Annotated in this window: 12 protein-coding genes; 8 read left to right on the top strand and 4 right to left on the bottom strand. The window is 71.7% G+C overall.

Annotation, left to right across the window (positions count from 1 at the left end; translation table 11 throughout):
* Entirely contained in the window at positions 1-882 is an 882-nt protein-coding gene (locus tag ABZ370_RS04165; protein WP_358616164.1) for an aminoglycoside phosphotransferase family protein, read from the bottom strand.
* Complete coding sequence (locus ABZ370_RS04160; RefSeq protein WP_358616162.1) at positions 879-2,102, bottom strand: MFS transporter; 1,224 nt, start codon at positions 2,100-2,102, stop codon at positions 879-881. The genes ABZ370_RS04165 and ABZ370_RS04160 overlap by 4 nt, the downstream gene beginning before the upstream one ends.
* Positions 2,103-2,175: 73 nt before the next feature.
* On the opposite strand from ABZ370_RS04160, the gene ABZ370_RS04155 reads away from it, so the two are divergent.
* The 8 genes from ABZ370_RS04155 (at position 2,176) to ABZ370_RS04120 (ending at position 12,702) form a co-directional block, all read left to right on the top strand.
* Positions 2,176-2,964 (top strand): DeoR/GlpR family DNA-binding transcription regulator, encoded by a 789-nt coding sequence (locus ABZ370_RS04155; protein ID WP_358616160.1) that lies wholly within the window; start codon positions 2,176-2,178, stop codon positions 2,962-2,964.
* 204 nt (positions 2,965-3,168) lie between these two features.
* Positions 3,169-3,360, top strand: a complete 192-nt coding sequence (locus tag ABZ370_RS04150; RefSeq protein WP_009713521.1) for a hypothetical protein — start codon at positions 3,169-3,171, stop codon at positions 3,358-3,360.
* Between the two features lie 39 nt (positions 3,361-3,399).
* On the top strand, positions 3,400-5,001 hold the full coding sequence (locus tag ABZ370_RS04145) for a penicillin-binding transpeptidase domain-containing protein (RefSeq protein WP_358616157.1): 1,602 nt from the start codon (positions 3,400-3,402) through the stop codon (positions 4,999-5,001).
* A gap of 203 nt (positions 5,002-5,204) precedes the next feature.
* Entirely contained in the window at positions 5,205-6,434 is a 1,230-nt protein-coding gene (locus ABZ370_RS04140) for an ROK family transcriptional regulator (protein WP_358616154.1), read from the top strand.
* 195 nt (positions 6,435-6,629) lie between these two features.
* The gene (locus ABZ370_RS04135; RefSeq protein WP_358616151.1) at positions 6,630-7,904 is read left to right on the top strand and encodes a sugar ABC transporter substrate-binding protein; all 1,275 of its coding nucleotides are present in this window, start codon (positions 6,630-6,632) and stop codon (positions 7,902-7,904) included.
* A 20-nt stretch (positions 7,905-7,924) separates the two neighbouring features.
* The gene (locus tag ABZ370_RS04130; RefSeq protein WP_358616148.1) at positions 7,925-8,911 is read left to right on the top strand and encodes a sugar ABC transporter permease; all 987 of its coding nucleotides are present in this window, start codon (positions 7,925-7,927) and stop codon (positions 8,909-8,911) included.
* Between the two features lie 41 nt (positions 8,912-8,952).
* Positions 8,953-9,768, top strand: coding sequence for a carbohydrate ABC transporter permease (locus tag ABZ370_RS04125; protein WP_358617400.1), 816 nt, complete (start codon positions 8,953-8,955; stop codon positions 9,766-9,768).
* Positions 9,769-9,780: 12 nt separating this feature from the next.
* A complete protein-coding gene (locus ABZ370_RS04120) occupies positions 9,781-12,702 on the top strand; it encodes a glycoside hydrolase family 2 TIM barrel-domain containing protein (RefSeq protein WP_358616145.1) in 2,922 nt (973 codons plus the stop codon).
* A 136-nt stretch (positions 12,703-12,838) separates the two neighbouring features.
* Here ABZ370_RS04120 and ABZ370_RS04115 read toward each other — a convergent pair whose 3' ends face one another.
* Both ABZ370_RS04115 and ABZ370_RS04110 read right to left on the bottom strand, forming a co-directional pair.
* Entirely contained in the window at positions 12,839-14,791 is a 1,953-nt protein-coding gene (locus ABZ370_RS04115; RefSeq protein WP_358616143.1) for a DUF2264 domain-containing protein, read from the bottom strand.
* Positions 14,792-14,832: 41 nt separating this feature from the next.
* A complete protein-coding gene (locus tag ABZ370_RS04110; protein ID WP_358616140.1) occupies positions 14,833-15,882 on the bottom strand; it encodes a rhamnogalacturonan acetylesterase in 1,050 nt (349 codons plus the stop codon).
* Between the last annotated feature and the right edge of the window lie 105 nt (positions 15,883-15,987).

Here is a 15,987-nt window from a genome sequence, read left to right as displayed (position 1 = left end):
TCAGCGCTCGTCCAGTACCGCTCGGATCACGTGTCGGGCGTTGCGCGCCATCGCCGGGGTCCTCGTCCGGTGGTACGGCAGCGCGATCAGGGCCTGGGAGAGGGTGCGGCCTCGGCCGCGGTTCCACGTGGCGTCGTCCACGGCTAGCGCCTCGCGGAAGACATCCCGAGCAGCCGCAGGCAGCAGGCCCCAGGCCGGGAACAGGTCGCAGGCCGGATCGCCCACGCCCATGCATCCGAAGTCGATCACCGAGGTGAGTCGGCCGGTGGCGTCCACCAGCAGGTTGCCCGGCATCAGGTCGGCGTGCAGCCATACCGGTGGGCCGGGCCAGTCGGGGGTGCGCAGGGCGTCGTCCCAGATGGCGGTTGCGGCGTCGCAGTCGACGCCTTCCTCCGGGATGGCGCGCAGTTGCTCGATCGCGGCACGCGTGGACGCGTCGAGGGAGGGGAGGGGGCCGCCGCGGTAGGCATCGGGGGCGGCCCCGGGGAGGGAGACGCCGCGCATCGCGGCCACGAACTCGGCCAGGTCCTTGGCCAGCAGGACCGGCTCACTCAGGGCGCCCTCCCTGGGGTTCTGTCCCGGCAGCCACTGGTGCACCGACCACCGCCATGGGTATCCCTCGGCGGGCTCGCCGGTGCCCAGCACTTCGGGGATGGCCATGGGCAGCCGGGGCGCGAGGCGGGGCAGCCACCGCTGTTCCGTCGTGACGTCGGCGGCGCCGCCCGCCACCAGCGGAAGCCGTACGGCCATGGCGTCGCCCAGCCGGTAGACGGCGTTGACGGTGCCGCCGGACGGGAACCGTTCGACATCCAGCCCCGCCCACTGCGGGAACTGTTCGGCGATCAGCCGCCGTACGAGGGTTTCGGAGTGCCCTGGGCTCATGGGGCACTATCCGACCGCCGTACGCCCACGGGGGCAACTGCTTTTCCGGGCCGTGGTTCCGTCCCGGGGACCCGCAGGATGCCCGCCGCGCACGCGGCGATGACGCAGAAGGCCACCGGGAGGAAGAAGGTGAGGTTGAGGGGCACAAGGTGGGTCAGCGGGCCGATGACCGCGGGGCCCGCGAGCATGCCGAGGTAGCCGAGACCGGCGACGCGGGAGACGTTGGCACCGGCGGTGGAGTGGTCGGTGTGGCCCGCGGCGCTGAAGAGCTGGGGGACGCAGCCGGAGAGCCCGGCACCGAACACGGTCCAGCCGAGCAGCGCCAGCGGAATCCAGGGCGAGAGCGCCGCCACGGTCATGCCGAGGGCGGCCGCTGAAGCGCCGTAGCGGAGGATGGCCACCGGGCCGACCCGGGCGGCCACTCGGTCGGCGAGCAGGCGGCCGGTCGTCATGGCGGTGGCGAAGGCTCCGAAGGCGAGGGCGGCGGTGGCGGCGGGCGCGTCCAGGACGTTGCGCAGATGAAGCACGCTCCAGTCGTTGGCCACGCCCTCGCACAGCATGATCATCAGCGCCAGGGCGGCCAACGACCAGATGCGGCGGGGCGTCCGGTGCCGGGTCCCCGCAAGCGGAGCGTCGGCGCCCGGGACGGCGGCGGGCCGCCCCAGCAGTGCGCGGGAGGCCGCCGCCGCGACCGCGAGCCCGAGGGCCGCCGCCACGGCCAGGGTCGTCGCGGGGCTCCAGCCCCAGCCGAGCGTGCGGGCGCCGACGAGCGCGGCGAGGACACCGCCGAGCGAGTAGGTGGCGTGGAAGGCCGACATCACCGGCCGCCCGTAGCCGCGTTCGACCTGGACGGCGTGGGCGTTCATGCTCACGTCCAGGCAGCCGTTGCCCACCCCGAACACCAGCAGTGCGGCGCCCAGTGTCCAGGCGTTCGTGGCCAGGCCCGGCAGGATCAGGGTGGCGCTGCACAGCGCCGCGCCGAACGATACGACGACGCGGGCGCCGAAGCGGTCGGTGAGGGGACCGGCGATCTGCATGGCCGCGAAGGCTCCGGCACCGAGGAGGAGAAGGAGCCAGCCGAACACGGCATGGCCCGTCCCCGCACGGTGCTCGATGCCGGGAATGTGGACGATCCACATCCCCATGAGGAAGCCGTTCAGGGCGAAATAGGTGAAGGTGGCCAGCCGGGCGGCCCGCAGCGATCTCTCCGTACGCTCCATGCCACGAACGTAGCGAACAAAGTCTGCGTTTGAAAGATTGCTTTTCGAACATCACACGTGTTCAAATCGCGGCATGGCGGGCACAGAGCGACTGCGACAGATCACCGAGGCCGTACGGAGCGCGGGCCGCGCCGGGGTCGCGGAACTGGCCGCGCTCACCGGCGCTTCGGAGATGACCATCCGGCGCGATCTGGAGGCGCTGGCCGCTCAGGGCGTCCTGGAGCGCTACCGGGGTGGGGCGAGGAGCCTGCTGCTGCGCGGCGAGGAGCCGCCGTTCGCCCTGCGCGCCCAGGAGGGGCTGGAGGCCAAGCGGCGCATCGCCGCGGAGGTCGCCGGGCTGATCGCCGACGGGGAGTCCGTCGTCCTCGACAGCGGCACCACCTGCCTGGAGGTGGCCCGGGCGCTGGAGCACCGCCGGGTGACGGTGATGCCGCTGTCCCTGCACGCGGTGAACGCGCTGGCCGGGGCCCCGCAGGTGACGCTGCTGGTGCCCGGCGGGCGCCCCCGCCCGGGTGAGCTGGCTCTGACCGGCCCGCTGACGCAGGCGTCGCTGGCCGCGCTGCGCTTCGACACCGCGGTGATCGGCTGCTGCGGACTGAACTCCGCGGACGGGCTGACCGCTTACGACACGGACGACGCCGCTGTGAAACGCGCCGCCATCGCCTCGTCCCGCCGCGTGATCGCCGTCGCGGAGGCCGCCAAACTCACCCGCACCGCCCTGGCGTTCGTCACCGCGGCCGCCGACCTCGACGCGGTCGTCACGGACTGGAACTTCTCGCATGGGAACTTCTCGGACGGGACCACGCCGACCGAGGAGACGGACCGGCTCGCCGCGGCCGGTGTGACCGTACGGGCGGTGTGACCACCGGCAGCTGCCCCACAACCGATCGCTGACCAGCGGCGTTTCCATACGCCAACACACAGCGCAGCCGGGGCATATGCCAGGCCGTTCGGCAGGGGAACACCCGTGCAGAGGATGCGTTGTTCCTCACATACCGCCGGTAACAGGCCAGTTGAGAGGTTTGGACCACAGCGGTTGTCAGTGGCTGCCCCTACTCTATTGGTCATGCGTCCGACTCCTACTCCCCAGAGCCCTGCCTTACTGACCACTTCCACCGACCAGGCCAACGAGGCGATCCGCGTGTTCCTGCGGGCCCGGGCCGGGCGGGCCCTGCGGCCTGCCGAGCGGGCGGAGTACGGGCGACTGCTCGGGGTGTACACGCGGGCGCTGCGCGGTGAGATGGAGCAGGCGGCCTGAGAAGCGGGGCGCCGACCACACCTGGGGGCGGGTCACGCCATGCGTGCAGCGGGGAGAGTCGTACTCGGTACGGCCTTAGCGGGGTTCATCGGTGTTGCGGGGATCGGGGGGTACAACCTCTACACGGGGGTGACCGGCGGCAGTGGGCCGTCGGTGCCGGACGGCGCGGTGACGCCGGCCGAAGCGAAGGACACGGCGCGGGAGTTCCTCGCCGCGTGGGCGGACCAGAATGATCTGCGGGCCGCCGCGTTCACCAACGACGCCCAGAGCGCGACCGCCGCGTTGAGCGGCTACCGCGAGGACGGCCGGGTGGAGAAGCTGACGCTCACGGCAGGCGAGGCCCACAGTGCCACGGTGCCGTTCCGGGTCAAGGCGGAGATCGCCTATCAGGGCAAGCGCACGACCTGGACGTACGGTTCGAAGCTGACCATCGTGCGGGGCCAAACGACGGGTAAGCCGCTGGTGGACTGGAAGCCCGCCGTCCTCCATCCCGAACTGACATCCGGTGAAACGTTACAGACGGGCATGGCGGACAATCAGCCGGTCCGGGTGCTGGACCGGAGCGGCAAGGTGCTGAAGCACGGCGGCCATCCGTCCCTCGATCCGGTGCTGGACGCGCTGCGGGCGAGATACGGCGACAAGTCCGGTGGCTCGGCCCGGATAGCCGTGACGGCGGTCCGGGCCGACGGCTCACCCGGGAGGACGCTGCACGTGGTGGCGAAGGGCAGGCCCGGGAGTCTGCGCACGACGCTGGACGAGGCGGTGCAGCGGCGCGCGGAGGCGGCCGTGAGCGAGCGGACCGGGGCGTCCGTGGTGGCCCTCAAGCCCAGCACCGGGGAGATCCTCGCGGTGGCCAACTCGGACAAGGCCGAGTTCAACGCCGCGTTACAGGGGCAGACGGCCCCCGGGTCGACGTTCAAGATCATCACCGCCGCCACGCTGCTGGAGTCGGGCAAGGTGACGCCCGCCCAGCCGGTGCCGTGTCCCAAGACGGCGGCGTACGCGCAGGGCATGACGTTCCACAACGTGGAGGACAGCGAGAACCCGGGCGCCACCTTCGCCCAGGACTTCGCGGCCTCCTGCAACACCGCGTTCGTCTCGCTCGCGGGCTCCATACCCGACGGCGGGGTGGCACAGGAGGCGCGGGCCGTGTTCGGCATCGGGCTCGACTGGCGGGTGGGCGTCACGACGTTCGACGGCTCGGTGCCGACGGAAGGCGGGGACGGCAAGGCCGCGGCGGTCATCGGGCAGGGCACGGTACAGATGAACCCGCTCACGATGGCGTCGGTGGCGGCCACCGTGCGGACCGGCGCCTTCCAGCAGCCCGTGCTGGTGCCGAAGTCGGTGGACGACCGTACGCTGGCCACCAGCGAGCGCGGCCTGAGCCCCGCGGCCGTGCAGCAGCTGAAGGGCATGATGCGGCTGACGGCGACGAGCGGCACGGCGGCGAGGGCGATGGCGGGCCTCGGCGGCGACATCGGCGCCAAGACCGGCTCGGCCGAGATCGACGGCCAGGCGCAGACCAACGCCTGGTTCACGGCCTACCGGGACGACCTGGCCGCGGCGGCCGTGGTCACCCAGGGCGGCCACGGGGGCGACGCCGCCGGACCCGTCGTACGGCAAGTGCTCGCGGGCCGCTGACGGTACGCCCCGGGCCTCCCCCGTCAGCCGCGCGCCTGTTCACCCCGTCTCCCCTGCGTCTCCTTCGCCCTCGACCCTGCGCCTCCTCGTCCCCGACGCTTCGTACAAGGGTTGTGCGAAGGGGTTGTCTATGGTTCCGCGCACGCTCTAGCCTGGCGCGGCATCAGCCGAGAGAGCCAGCGAGCCACAGAGGGGATTCCGGCGTGAAGCGCACGTCCCGCGACATCCGCACCGCCAACCGCTACGGGGTGCTGCGCCACATCGTCGCCGAATCCCCGGTGTCCCGGCAGGAGGTGGCCGCGGCGACCGGGCTGAGCCTGGCCACGGTGGCCAACCTCGTCGGGGAGCTGCTGGAGCTGGGCATGCTGGTCGAGGTCGGTTACGAGGACTCCGACGGCGGCCGCCCGCGCGGGCTGGTCGCCGTCAACTCCTCCGGCGGCGCGCTGATCGGGGTGGACGTCGCGGAGACGTACATCCACGTCGAGCTGTTCGACCTCGCCCTGACCGTGCTCGCCCGCGCGGATGAGGAGTTGCGCCCCGAGCGCCCGGAGGAGAACGATCCGACCAAGGTCGTGGCACACATCGCCGCCGCCGTGGCGTCCGTGGTCGGGCAGGCGGAGATCGCGCCCGACCGGGTACTGGGCGTCGGGGTCAGCATGCCGGGGCAGGTGGACCGGGAGGGCGGGGTGTCGGTCTTCGCGCCCAACTGGGACTGGCACGACGTACCGCTGCTGCGACTGCTCGCCGATCACATCCCGTACGCCCTGTACCTGGACAACCCGCTGCGCGCGTGCACGGTGGCCGAGCAGTGGTTCGGCGCGGCGCGCGGGCGGGGTGACGCGGTGGTGGTGAACCTCGGTACGGGCGTGGGCGCCGGGCTCGCGCTCGGCGGCACGCTGCACCGCGGGGTCAGCAACAGCGCGGGCGAGTGGGGGCACACCACGCTCATCCTGGACGGGCGGCAGTGCCACTGCGGCAACCGGGGCTGTGTGGAGACGTACGTCGGCGCGCCGGGCATCATGCGGAATCTGCGCGAGCTGAGCCCGGACAGCCCGCTGCTGCGCGCCGACGACCAGACGGCGACCATCGAGGCCCTGGGGCGGGGGCTCGCGGACGGGGACCCGGTGGCCGTGGGGGTGGTCCGCGAGACCGCCCGCTATCTCGGCGCGGGCCTCGCCGACCTGATCAACCTGCTCAACCCGGAAGTGATCGTGCTCAGCAGCTGGGTGGCGGCCGCGCTGGGCGAAGGGCTGCTGACCGAGGTGCGCGAGGCGGTGGCCGGGCGGGCGCTGGGCCGTCCGCTGGCGAGCACCGAGATCGTGCTGTGCCCGATCCCGTCGAACCCCGTGAGCCTCGGCGCGGCGACCTTCGTCCTGGAGGGCTCGCTGGCGTCGGTGGGCCAGAAGCACCGTCGCGCGACGACCGCGAGGTAGCTCGGCACACCTTCGCGAAGGGGTGCGGGAGCGCTCCCATTCCCCCGGTCGTTCGAACCCTCGAACCGCCCCAAAAGTCGCACCGCCCACTTCGTCCAACCCCTTGCCGAAGCCTTCGTCTATGGCTAACGTCCCGCTGCACCAACGCACTTGGCCGTGAACCGCGAACGTGTACCGAGACAAGGACGTCATCACATGTCGGCACTGAACAGAGCCAGGGATGCCAGGGATGCCCGGGATTGGGACCGCCGCAGCGTGCTGCGCGCCGTCGGCGGAGCGGCCGCCCTGGGCGGGCTCGCCGCCTGCGGTTCGAACACCGGCCGCGCGGGCGGCGACGGCAAGTCGATCAAGCAGATGTACCACGCCTACGGGGAGCAGGGCACCCAGCAGGCCGCCAAGAAGTTCGCCGACGCGTACTCCAAGGCGAAGGTCACCATCGAATGGGTGCCGGGCGAGTACGAATCCAAGCTGGCGACCTCGCTGCTGGGTTCGGGCCGCCCGGATGTCTTCGAATACCACCCCGATCTGCAATTGGTGCGTTCGAAGCAGATCGTCCCGCTCGACGACATCATCGCCGACGTCAAGGACGACTTCCTGCCGGAGGACCTGACGGCGAATTCCGTGGACGGAAAGATCTACGGAATCCGCATGATCGACGACCCGCAGTTCTTCTTCTACCGCAAGTCCCTCTTCGAGGACGCCGGGGTCAAGCCGCCGACCACCTTCGACGAACTGATCGACGCCGCCCACAAACTGACCAAGGGGAAGGTCAAGGGCCTCTACATCGGCCAGAATCTGAAGACCATCAGCAAGCCGCTCGTCTGGTCCAACGGCACCCATTACCTCACCGAGGACCACAAGATCGCCTATCACACGGACGAGCTGGAGGAGACCCTCACCAAGGCGCGGGAGCTATACAAGAGCAAGTCGCTGCTGCTGGGCGCCCCGACCGAGACCTGGGACCCGACCAGCTTCGTCCAGGGGCTGTGCGCGATCCAGTGGTGCGGGATATGGGCGATACCGGCGATCCAGAAGGCGTTCGGCGACGACTTCGGAATCTTCCCCTTCCCCAAGTCCGGGAAGAAGGGCCGCCCGGTGGTCTACAACGGCGGCTGGTCCACCTACGTATCCGCCAAGGCCAAGGACGTCGACGGGGCCAAGGACTTCGTCAAGTGGCTGTGGATCGAGCAGAAGAAGTACCAGCAGGAATGGGCCCTGGACTACGGGTTCCACATTCCCGCGCGCAAGAGCATCGCCGCCGGGGCGGACAAGCTCAAGGGCGGCGTCGCGGCCGAGGCGGTCGAGCTGTTCAACAGCCACGGAATCTTCGACGACCCGTACTGGACCGAGGGCATGTTCAATATCGTGCTCGACGCGGTGGTCAATTCGGTGCGCGACAGCAAGAATCCCGGGGCCGAACTCGACAAGGCCGACAAGAAGATCGAGCGCGAGCTGAAGAAGCTCGGTTAGGCCGCGGCCGGACCACTGATATGGCGACCACCACCCCCACCCAGAGCGCCGCCCCCGGCCCCGCGTCGCCCCGCAAGGCGGCACCTACCGGGCGACGGCTGCGCGGACTCGGCGGCAGCCGCGGCCGCGCCCTCAACTTCTGGCTGTTCACCGGCCCGTTCCTGATCGGGCTGATCGTCTTCGTCTACGTACCGATCGGCTGGAGCCTCTGGCTCAGCCTGTACAACGCGAAGGGCACCGTCGCGCCCACCGAGTTCGTCGGCCTCGCCAACTACGCCGACATGCTCAGCGACGGCGACTTCGTGGACAGCCTGATCAACTTCACGATCTTCGCCGCGATCATCGTCCCGATCACCTACGCGCTCTCCCTCGCCCTCGCGCTGCTGGTCCACCGCATCCGCTTCATGAAGGCGTTCTTCCGCTCGGTGTTCTTCCTGCCGACCGCGTGCAGCTTCGTCGTGGCCTCGCTGGTCTGGAAGATGTCGATGTTCAACGGGCTGCACTACGGCATGGTCAACACCGTGCTGGACTGGTTCGGCGTCGACTCCGTCGCCTGGCTCGCCTCGCCCCATCCGCCCTGGTACTGGCTCGTGATCTGCACCGCCCGGCTGTGGCTCCAGTGCGGGTTCTACATGATCCTTTTCCTGGCCGCGCTGCAGAACATCCCGCGCGAGCTGTACGAGGCGGCGGCCGTCGACGGCGCCAAGTCCGGCTGGCAGACGTTCCGCCACATCACCCTGCCGCAGCTGCGCGCCACCTCGGTCGCGGTCGTCCTGCTGCTGCTCATCGCCGCCTACCAGGCGTTCGACGAGTTCTACAACATCCTGGACGAGGGCCGCGCCACCTGGGGACGGCCGCCGCTGGTCGAGCTGTACCTCCAGGCGCTCGGCGCCAACCAGGACTACGGGCACGCCAGCGCGGGCGCCCTCATCCTCGCCCTGCTGATCGCCATGGTCACCCTGGCCCAGGGCAAGTTCCTCGGCCTCGGAAGGGGGGACGACAAGTGACCCTCACGGCACCCGTCAGGAAGCGCACCCCGCGCTCCGTCATGGGCAGCACCGGACTGTATGTCGCGCTCGGCCTCGCGACGGTGTTGTTCCTCATCCCCTTCTATCTGATCATCCGCAACGCCCTGTCCACCGACTCGGACATCACCGGCGAGGACTGGAAGTTCTTGCCCACCGACCTCCAGTGGGGGAACGTCAAGGAGCTGTTCGACGACCCATCCGTACCGTTCGCCCGGGCGCTGTGGAACTCCACCGTGGTGGCCGTGCTGCACACCCTCGGGACCCTGCTGGTGTGCTCGCTGGCCGGGTACGGGCTGGCCCGCATCCCGTACAAGCACGCCAACAAGGTGCTGTACACCGTCCTGTTCACCCTCATGGTCCCGGCGGCCGTGACCTTTGTACCGAGCTATGTCCTGGTCTCGTCGCTCGGCTGGGTCTCCTCGCTGCGCGGTCTGATCATCCCCGGGCTGTTCAGCGGCTTCACCGCGTTCCTCTTCCGCCAGTACTTCCTGGGCTTCCCCAAGGAGCTGGAGGAGGCGGCGCGGGTCGACGGGCTGGGCTACTGGGGCGCGTACTGGCGCATCGTCGTGCCGAACTCGCTCAACTTCTTCGCGGCCATCTCGGTCATCACCTTCATCAGCGGCTGGAACGCCTTCCTGTGGCCGCTGGTGATCGGCCAGGATCAGAGCTCGTGGACCGTGCAGGTCGCGCTGTCCTCCTATATGACCGCACAGACGATCAATATCCATCTGATCTTCATGGCAACGGCCGTATCGATCCTGCCACTTGTGCTCGTCTTCGTGTTTCTGCAGCGCTGGCTCGTGCAGGGTGTGGCACAGACCGGTATCAAGGGCTGACCGAGGAGAACGATGAACTCGCGCGCGCACACACCGCCGCTTCCCTACTACGAGGACGTCTCCCCCGGCACCGGATGTCTGCCGCCGCGCGCCTGGGCCCCCGGGTCGGACGCCGCCCGGCTGAGCCTGGGCGGCACCTGGGCGTTCCGTCTGTCGCCGACGGCGGCCGCCGAGGACGACGCGTTCGCCCGCCCCGGGTACGACGCGTCCGGCTGGGACGAGATCCCGGTGCCCGCGCACTGGGTGCTGCACGGCCACGGCGCGCCGATCTACACCAATGTGAACTATCCGTTCCCGGTGGACCCGCCGCGCGTGCCCACCGAGAACCCGACCGGTGACCATCTGCGCGTCTTCGACCTGCCCGGCGACTGGCCCGCGGGTGGGCAGGCGGTGCTGCGTTTCGAGGGCGTCGAATCGTGCGCCCGGGTCTGGCTCAACGGAGAGGAGCTGGGCACCTTCAAGGGCAGTCGGCTGCCGCACGAGTTCGCGGTCGCGGGGCTGCTGAAGCCGTCGGGGAACGTGCTGGCGGTGCGCGTGCACCAGTGGTCGTCCGGCAGCTATCTGGAGGACCAGGACCAGTGGTGGCTGCCGGGGATCTTCCGCGAGGTGACGCTGCTGCACCGCCCCGCGGGCGCCGTCACGGACTTCTTCGTGCACGCCTCGTACGACCACGTCGGCGGCGCGGGCACGCTGCGGGTCGACGCCGGGCCGGGCGGCGGCCGGGTCACCGTGCCCGAGCTGGGGCTCGACCTGGCCACCGGGGAGAGCGCCACCCTTCCCGTCGAGCCATGGACTGCGGAGACGCCCCGGCTGTACGAGGGCACGCTGACGACCACGGGCGAAACCATCCCCTTGCGGATCGGCTTCCGTACGGTTCTGGTCGAGGACGGCGTCTTCAAGGTCAACGGCCACAGGGTGCTGTTCCGGGGCGTCAACCGGCATGAGTTCCACCCGGAGACCGGCCGCGCGCTGGACCTGGCGACCATGCGCCGCGATCTGGAGCTGATGAAGCGGCACAACATCAACGCCGTGCGCACCAGCCACTATCCGCCGCACCCCGCCTTCCTCGGGCTCTGCGACGAGCTGGGGCTGTGGGTCATCGACGAATGCGACCTGGAGACCCATGGCTTCGTCGACCTCGACTGGCGGAACAACCCGGTCGACGACGACCGCTGGACGCCCGCGCTGATCGACCGGGCCGCCCGGATGGTCGAGCGGGACAAGAACCACCCGTCCATCGTGATGTGGTCGCTCGGCAACGAGTGCGGCACCGGCCGCGGGCTGTCCGCGATGGCCGAATGGGTCAAGGAGCGCGACCCGTCCCGGGTGATCCACTACGAGGGCGATCTGTCCTGCGCCGACACCGGCGTCTACTCCCGGATGTACGCGCCGCACGAGGAGGTCGCGCAGATCGGCACCCGTACAGAGGCGCCGTGGGGCGACCCGGAGCTGGACGCGCGGCGCCGGGGCCTGCCGTTCATCCAGTGCGAGTACGCGCACGCGATGGGCAACGGACCGGGCGGGCTCGGCGAGTACCAGTGGCTGTTCGAGACGCATGAGCGGCTGCAGGGCGGCTTCGTCTGGGAGTGGATCGACCACGGCTTCGCCCGGCACACCCCGAACGGCACGCCCTACTACGCGTACGGCGGGGACTTCGGCGAGGAGCTGCACGACGGCAACTTCGTCTGCGACGGGCTCCTCTTCCCCGACCGCACGCCGTCCCCGGGACTGATCGAGTACAAGAAGGTCATCGAGCCGGTACAGATCGAGGGCGACGGGGCTTCGGGGACGGTCCGGATCACCAACGGCCACGACTTCGCCGATCTGTCGCATCTCGCCTTCACCTGGACCTACGAGGCCGAGGGCGTGGCGGTCGGCTCCGGCGAACTGGCGGTGCCGCCGCTGGCCCCCGGCGAATCCGCCGACCTCAAGCTGCCCGCGCCCACGGACACCGCGCCGGACGACGAGACCCGCTGGACGGTCGAGGCGCGGCTCGCCGCCGCGACGGCATGGGGCGAGGCGGGGCACGTGGTGGCCTGGGGCCAGCTGCCCGGCGTGGCAACAATCGCACCCGCCCCCGTCGCGGGCACGGCGGCGCCGCGTCGCGACGGGGACCGGATCGTTCTCGGCCCGGGCACGTTCGACGCCGCCACCGGCACCCTGACCGACCTCGGCGGGCTCGCGCTCAGCGGCCCCCGGCTCGACATCTGGCGCGCCCCCACCGACAACGACAACGGCGCGTACTGGCAGCCCGACGAGCGCTACGGGGTCATCTGGCGGCAACTGGGCCTGCACCGGCTGCGGCACCGGGTCGACGCGGTGGATCTCACGGACCGGGAGCTGACCGTCCGTACCCGGGTCGCCCCGGCAGCCACCGACATCGGGCTGACGGCGGTCTACCGCTGGACGGCGGAGGGCGACCGGCTCCGGCTGGCCGTCTCCGTCACCCCGCTCGGCACGTGGACCTGCCCGCTGCCCCGCCTCGGCGTACGGCTCGCGGTGCCGGGTTCGCTGGGCGCGGCGGAGTGGTTCGGCGGCGGTCCCGGCGAGGCGTACCCGGACACCCGGGCCGCCTCCCGGCTGGGGCGCTGGGCGCTGTCGGTGGACGAGCTGCAGACACCGTACGTGCGGCCGCAGGAGAACGGGGCGCGGGCCGATGTGCGCTGGGCCCGGCTGACCGCCCCGGACGGCACGGGCCTGCGGATCGAGGGCCACCCGCCGTTCTGGTTCACCGCGCGCCGGTGGACCACGGAGCAGCTGGACGCGGCCGAGCACACCCCGGATCTGGTCGCGTCGCCCGACACGGTGTGGGTCAACCTCGACCACGGTCAGCAGGGCATCGGCAGCCAGTCCTGTGGGCCGGGGGTGCTGGAGCCGCACCGGCTGCTCGCGGCCCCGGCGGAGTTCTCGTTCACGTTCGGCCCGCTGGGCTGATCCGCCGTTCCCGGCCCGACCCCGCCGTCCATGAGAACCACATGGCCGGCGGGGTCCATGGCGAGCGCGCCGCTCGGCTTCTGGCCGGAGCGGGGCAGCTTCGGCTTCGGCTTCGGCTTCGGCTTCGGCTTCGGCTTCAGCTTCGGCCGAGCGGTGCGGGGATCGACGGATCGACCCGTACCGCCCGCGCCGACAGGCGGGCGCGGTAGGCAGCGCCGTCCCACCAGGCGACCCGGACCTCGTAGCCGTCCTCGGCGGGCGCCACGTCAACCCGGGCGAGCGTCTCCAGCGGGGGCGGGTCCGGTTCGGCCGTCAGCCGGGCCAGGCAGACGAACAGGTCACCGGCCGCGCCGCCGGTGGTCTCGCCGGTGAGGGCGGGGGCGACTGCACGGCCGGTGAAGGCCGTGGCGGCGGGCAGCGGATCGGCGGTCAGCAGGCCGTGCAGCGGAAGGAGTTCGGAGCGCGGGCGGTCGTACCGGTCGTCCAGGGCGTCCGGCCCGTCCGAGGCGCCCGGCCCGTCCGAGGTGTCCGGGGCCGCCCAGCCGGTCTGGCGTACGGTGTGGCCCGGGGCCGCCCCGGCCACCAGGTGGACGCGGATCTCCGCCGCGCCGTGTGCCAGCACCAGGCCGGTGATCCGGACCTCGTCCGGCCGCTCCTCCCCCACCACGCGTGCGCGATGGCGGGAGGCGGCCCAGCCCTCCCCCGCCCCCAGGGGCTCCAGCGCGGTGCGCAGGGAGACCCGGTCGCCGCCGTCGCTCAGCAGGCCGAAGTGGTTGTCGGGCGCCGCGCCGTAGGGGACGGGTCCGGTGGCCGTGGAGTAGGCGAGCCGGGCGTAGTACGGGTCGTCCTGGTCGGGGTCGCCGGGTGGCGGGAGGTGTTCGCTGCCATGGTTGTGGAGGCGTACCAGGCCGTCGGCCACGGTGGACTGGAGCAGCCAGTTCGGGCCGCGCACGGCGCGGGTGACGTCGGCGGTGGCGGGCCCCGGCTCCTCGCGCGCCGTCCACACCGCGTGATCGTCCGGGAGCAGCAGGCCGAGGAAGCCCTTTGCGGCCCAGTAGGGGGACGCGGGGCCGGAGTAGGGCTGGGCCAGTTCCTCGTAGCGGCCGTGCCAGCCCGGCGACAGCAGCCCGCCGCCGGACGCCGCGCCCCGGTCGAGGAAGTAGCGCAGGGCGCCGGAGGCGAGGCGGCGGGTGGTGCCGGGGGCGAGCGGGGTGTGCCCGGTGAGGGCGCCCAGCCACAGCGGGGCGGCGGCCGCGAAGCGGTAGATGAGCGAGCGGCCCTGGTGGAGCGGGGCTCCGTCGCCGCCGAAGAGGTGGGCGTAGTCGGCGAGATGGGCGGACAGCCGCTGCCCGTAGCGGGTGAGCCGTTCGCTGTCGCCGGAGAGCCATGCGTCGAGGGCCGGATAGAGGTGCAGGGCCCAGCCGTTGTAGTAGTCGAAGGCGCGGTTGGCGCCGTCGCTGTACCAGCCGTCGCCGGTGTACCAGGGCTCGATGCGCGCAAGGCCCCGGGCGACGGCGGCGCGAGCGGCGTCCCGTTCGACGTCCGCCTCGGCGAGGAAGCCGCCGACGGCCACCGGGAAGAGTTCCCAGTTGGTGGGCACGGGGGTGGCGGTCAGCCCGTCCGTGAGCCAGGCGCCGACGCGTTGGCGTACGCCGTCGTCCAGCTGGTCCCACAGCCAGGGGCGGGTGACCCGCAGACCGAGCGCGATCGAGGCGGACTCGACCAGCGGCTGGCTGCGGTCGGCGATCCGGGGCCAGTCCTCGGGGGCGTCGCCGCCGGGCCGCCGGGTGCCGGTGGCGAACCCGGCCGCGTACCGCTCCAGCAGGCCGTGCGGGTCGGCGCCGCGCGCGCCCGCGACGCGGAACGCGGCCAGCAGGAAGGTGCGGGCGAACCCTTCGAGCCCGTCGGAGCGGGGGCCCGACCAGCTGGGACGGAGGCCCGGCAGCTGGTAGAGGGCCTGGCCGGGGGTGGCGTACGGGGTGACGGCGGCGAGCAGCCCGTCGGCGGCGGCCTCCCAGTGGGCCCGGGTCCACCCGGTGTACGGGCTGGTGGCGCGGTCCTCGGCGGGCAGCGGGAAGGGGTAGGTCACCTGGGGGTGGCTCCTCTGGGGGTGGCTCCTCCGCGTGGGCGTCACCGGATCACCCTGCCGGGGACCAGGGCTTGCGCGCGCAGTTCGCCGAGCACCAGCCGGGCGAACTCGGTGGCGCCGTGGGCGGAGGTGTGGGTGTTGTCGCGGGCCTCGTTGTAGAGGTAGAGCGCCTTGGAGTCCTCCGGCCCGAGCCGTTCCACCAGCTGCCGGGTGAGGGCCGTGAGGTCGACGAGGGGGACGCGCTGCTCGGCGGCGAGTGCGCGCATCTCGGCGGGCAGGTTCACGCCGAGGCCGTTGATGTGGAGTGCGGTGGCGTTGTCGAGGGTGCCGTCCTCGTTGAACCAGCGGCGCACGATGGGCGTGACGAGGACGGGTTTGCCGCCGCGCGCCCGTACCCCGTCGAGCAGCGCGGTGAGGTTGGCGCGGTAGTCGGCGGCGGTCGTCTGCTTGTCGTTGTGGGCGAACTGGATGAGGACGGTGTCGCCCCTGCGGATCAGCAGCCGCATGGTGGGGAAGAGCCGGGGGTCGGCGAGGAAGGAGCCGGAACTCTCGCCGGAATCGGCGTAGTTGGCGACCGAGAGACCGCCCCGGAAGAACTGCGGAAGCTGCTGCCCCCAGCCGGTGTAGGGGGCGGCGATCTGGTCGCAGACGGTCGAGTCCCCGGCGAGGAAGAGCTGTGTCCGGCGGCTGGCGGCGACCCGCAGATCGGCCAGGCGGGGCGCGTCGCCGCCGAAGGTGAGGTCGAGCCCGGGTGATCCGCTCGGGCCGGTCGGCTCTCCTTCCGGCTCGCGCACATCGACGCTGAAGGTCACCTTCAGCCGGTGCCGGGCGGCGGTCGGTGTCGCGGGCAGCAGCGTGCGCCGCGACTCGGCGGTGACGGCGGTACTGCCCGCGTCGGCGCCGCCGAGGACGGCGGTGACGTCGTATGTCCCCGGGGCGACGTCGAAGTGGCAGGTGACGGGGGCGGTGCCGGTGCAGTTCGGGAGCGGGTGGCCGGGGTGGCGGCCGGAGGTCCCGGCCCACGCGGGGGCGACGGGCAGCAGGGCGAGGCAGGCGGTGGCGGCCAGTAGTGCGGTACCGGCGCGTCTCATGGAGGCTCCTCGGCTCGGCGCGTGCGGCGCGGGCGGGGCGTAGGGTCGGGCGGCCCGACCCTACGCCGCTCGGCAAGCGCTTGCTAGAGGTCTCACAAGGTTTGC

It is taken from the genome of Streptomyces sp. NPDC005962 (assembly GCF_040629205.1).
In the GTDB taxonomy this organism is placed as follows: Bacteria; Actinomycetota; Actinomycetes; order Streptomycetales; family Streptomycetaceae; genus Streptomyces.
The sequence above is the reverse complement of the archived record's forward strand: the minus strand, read 5'-3'. Positions and strand labels throughout refer to the sequence as shown.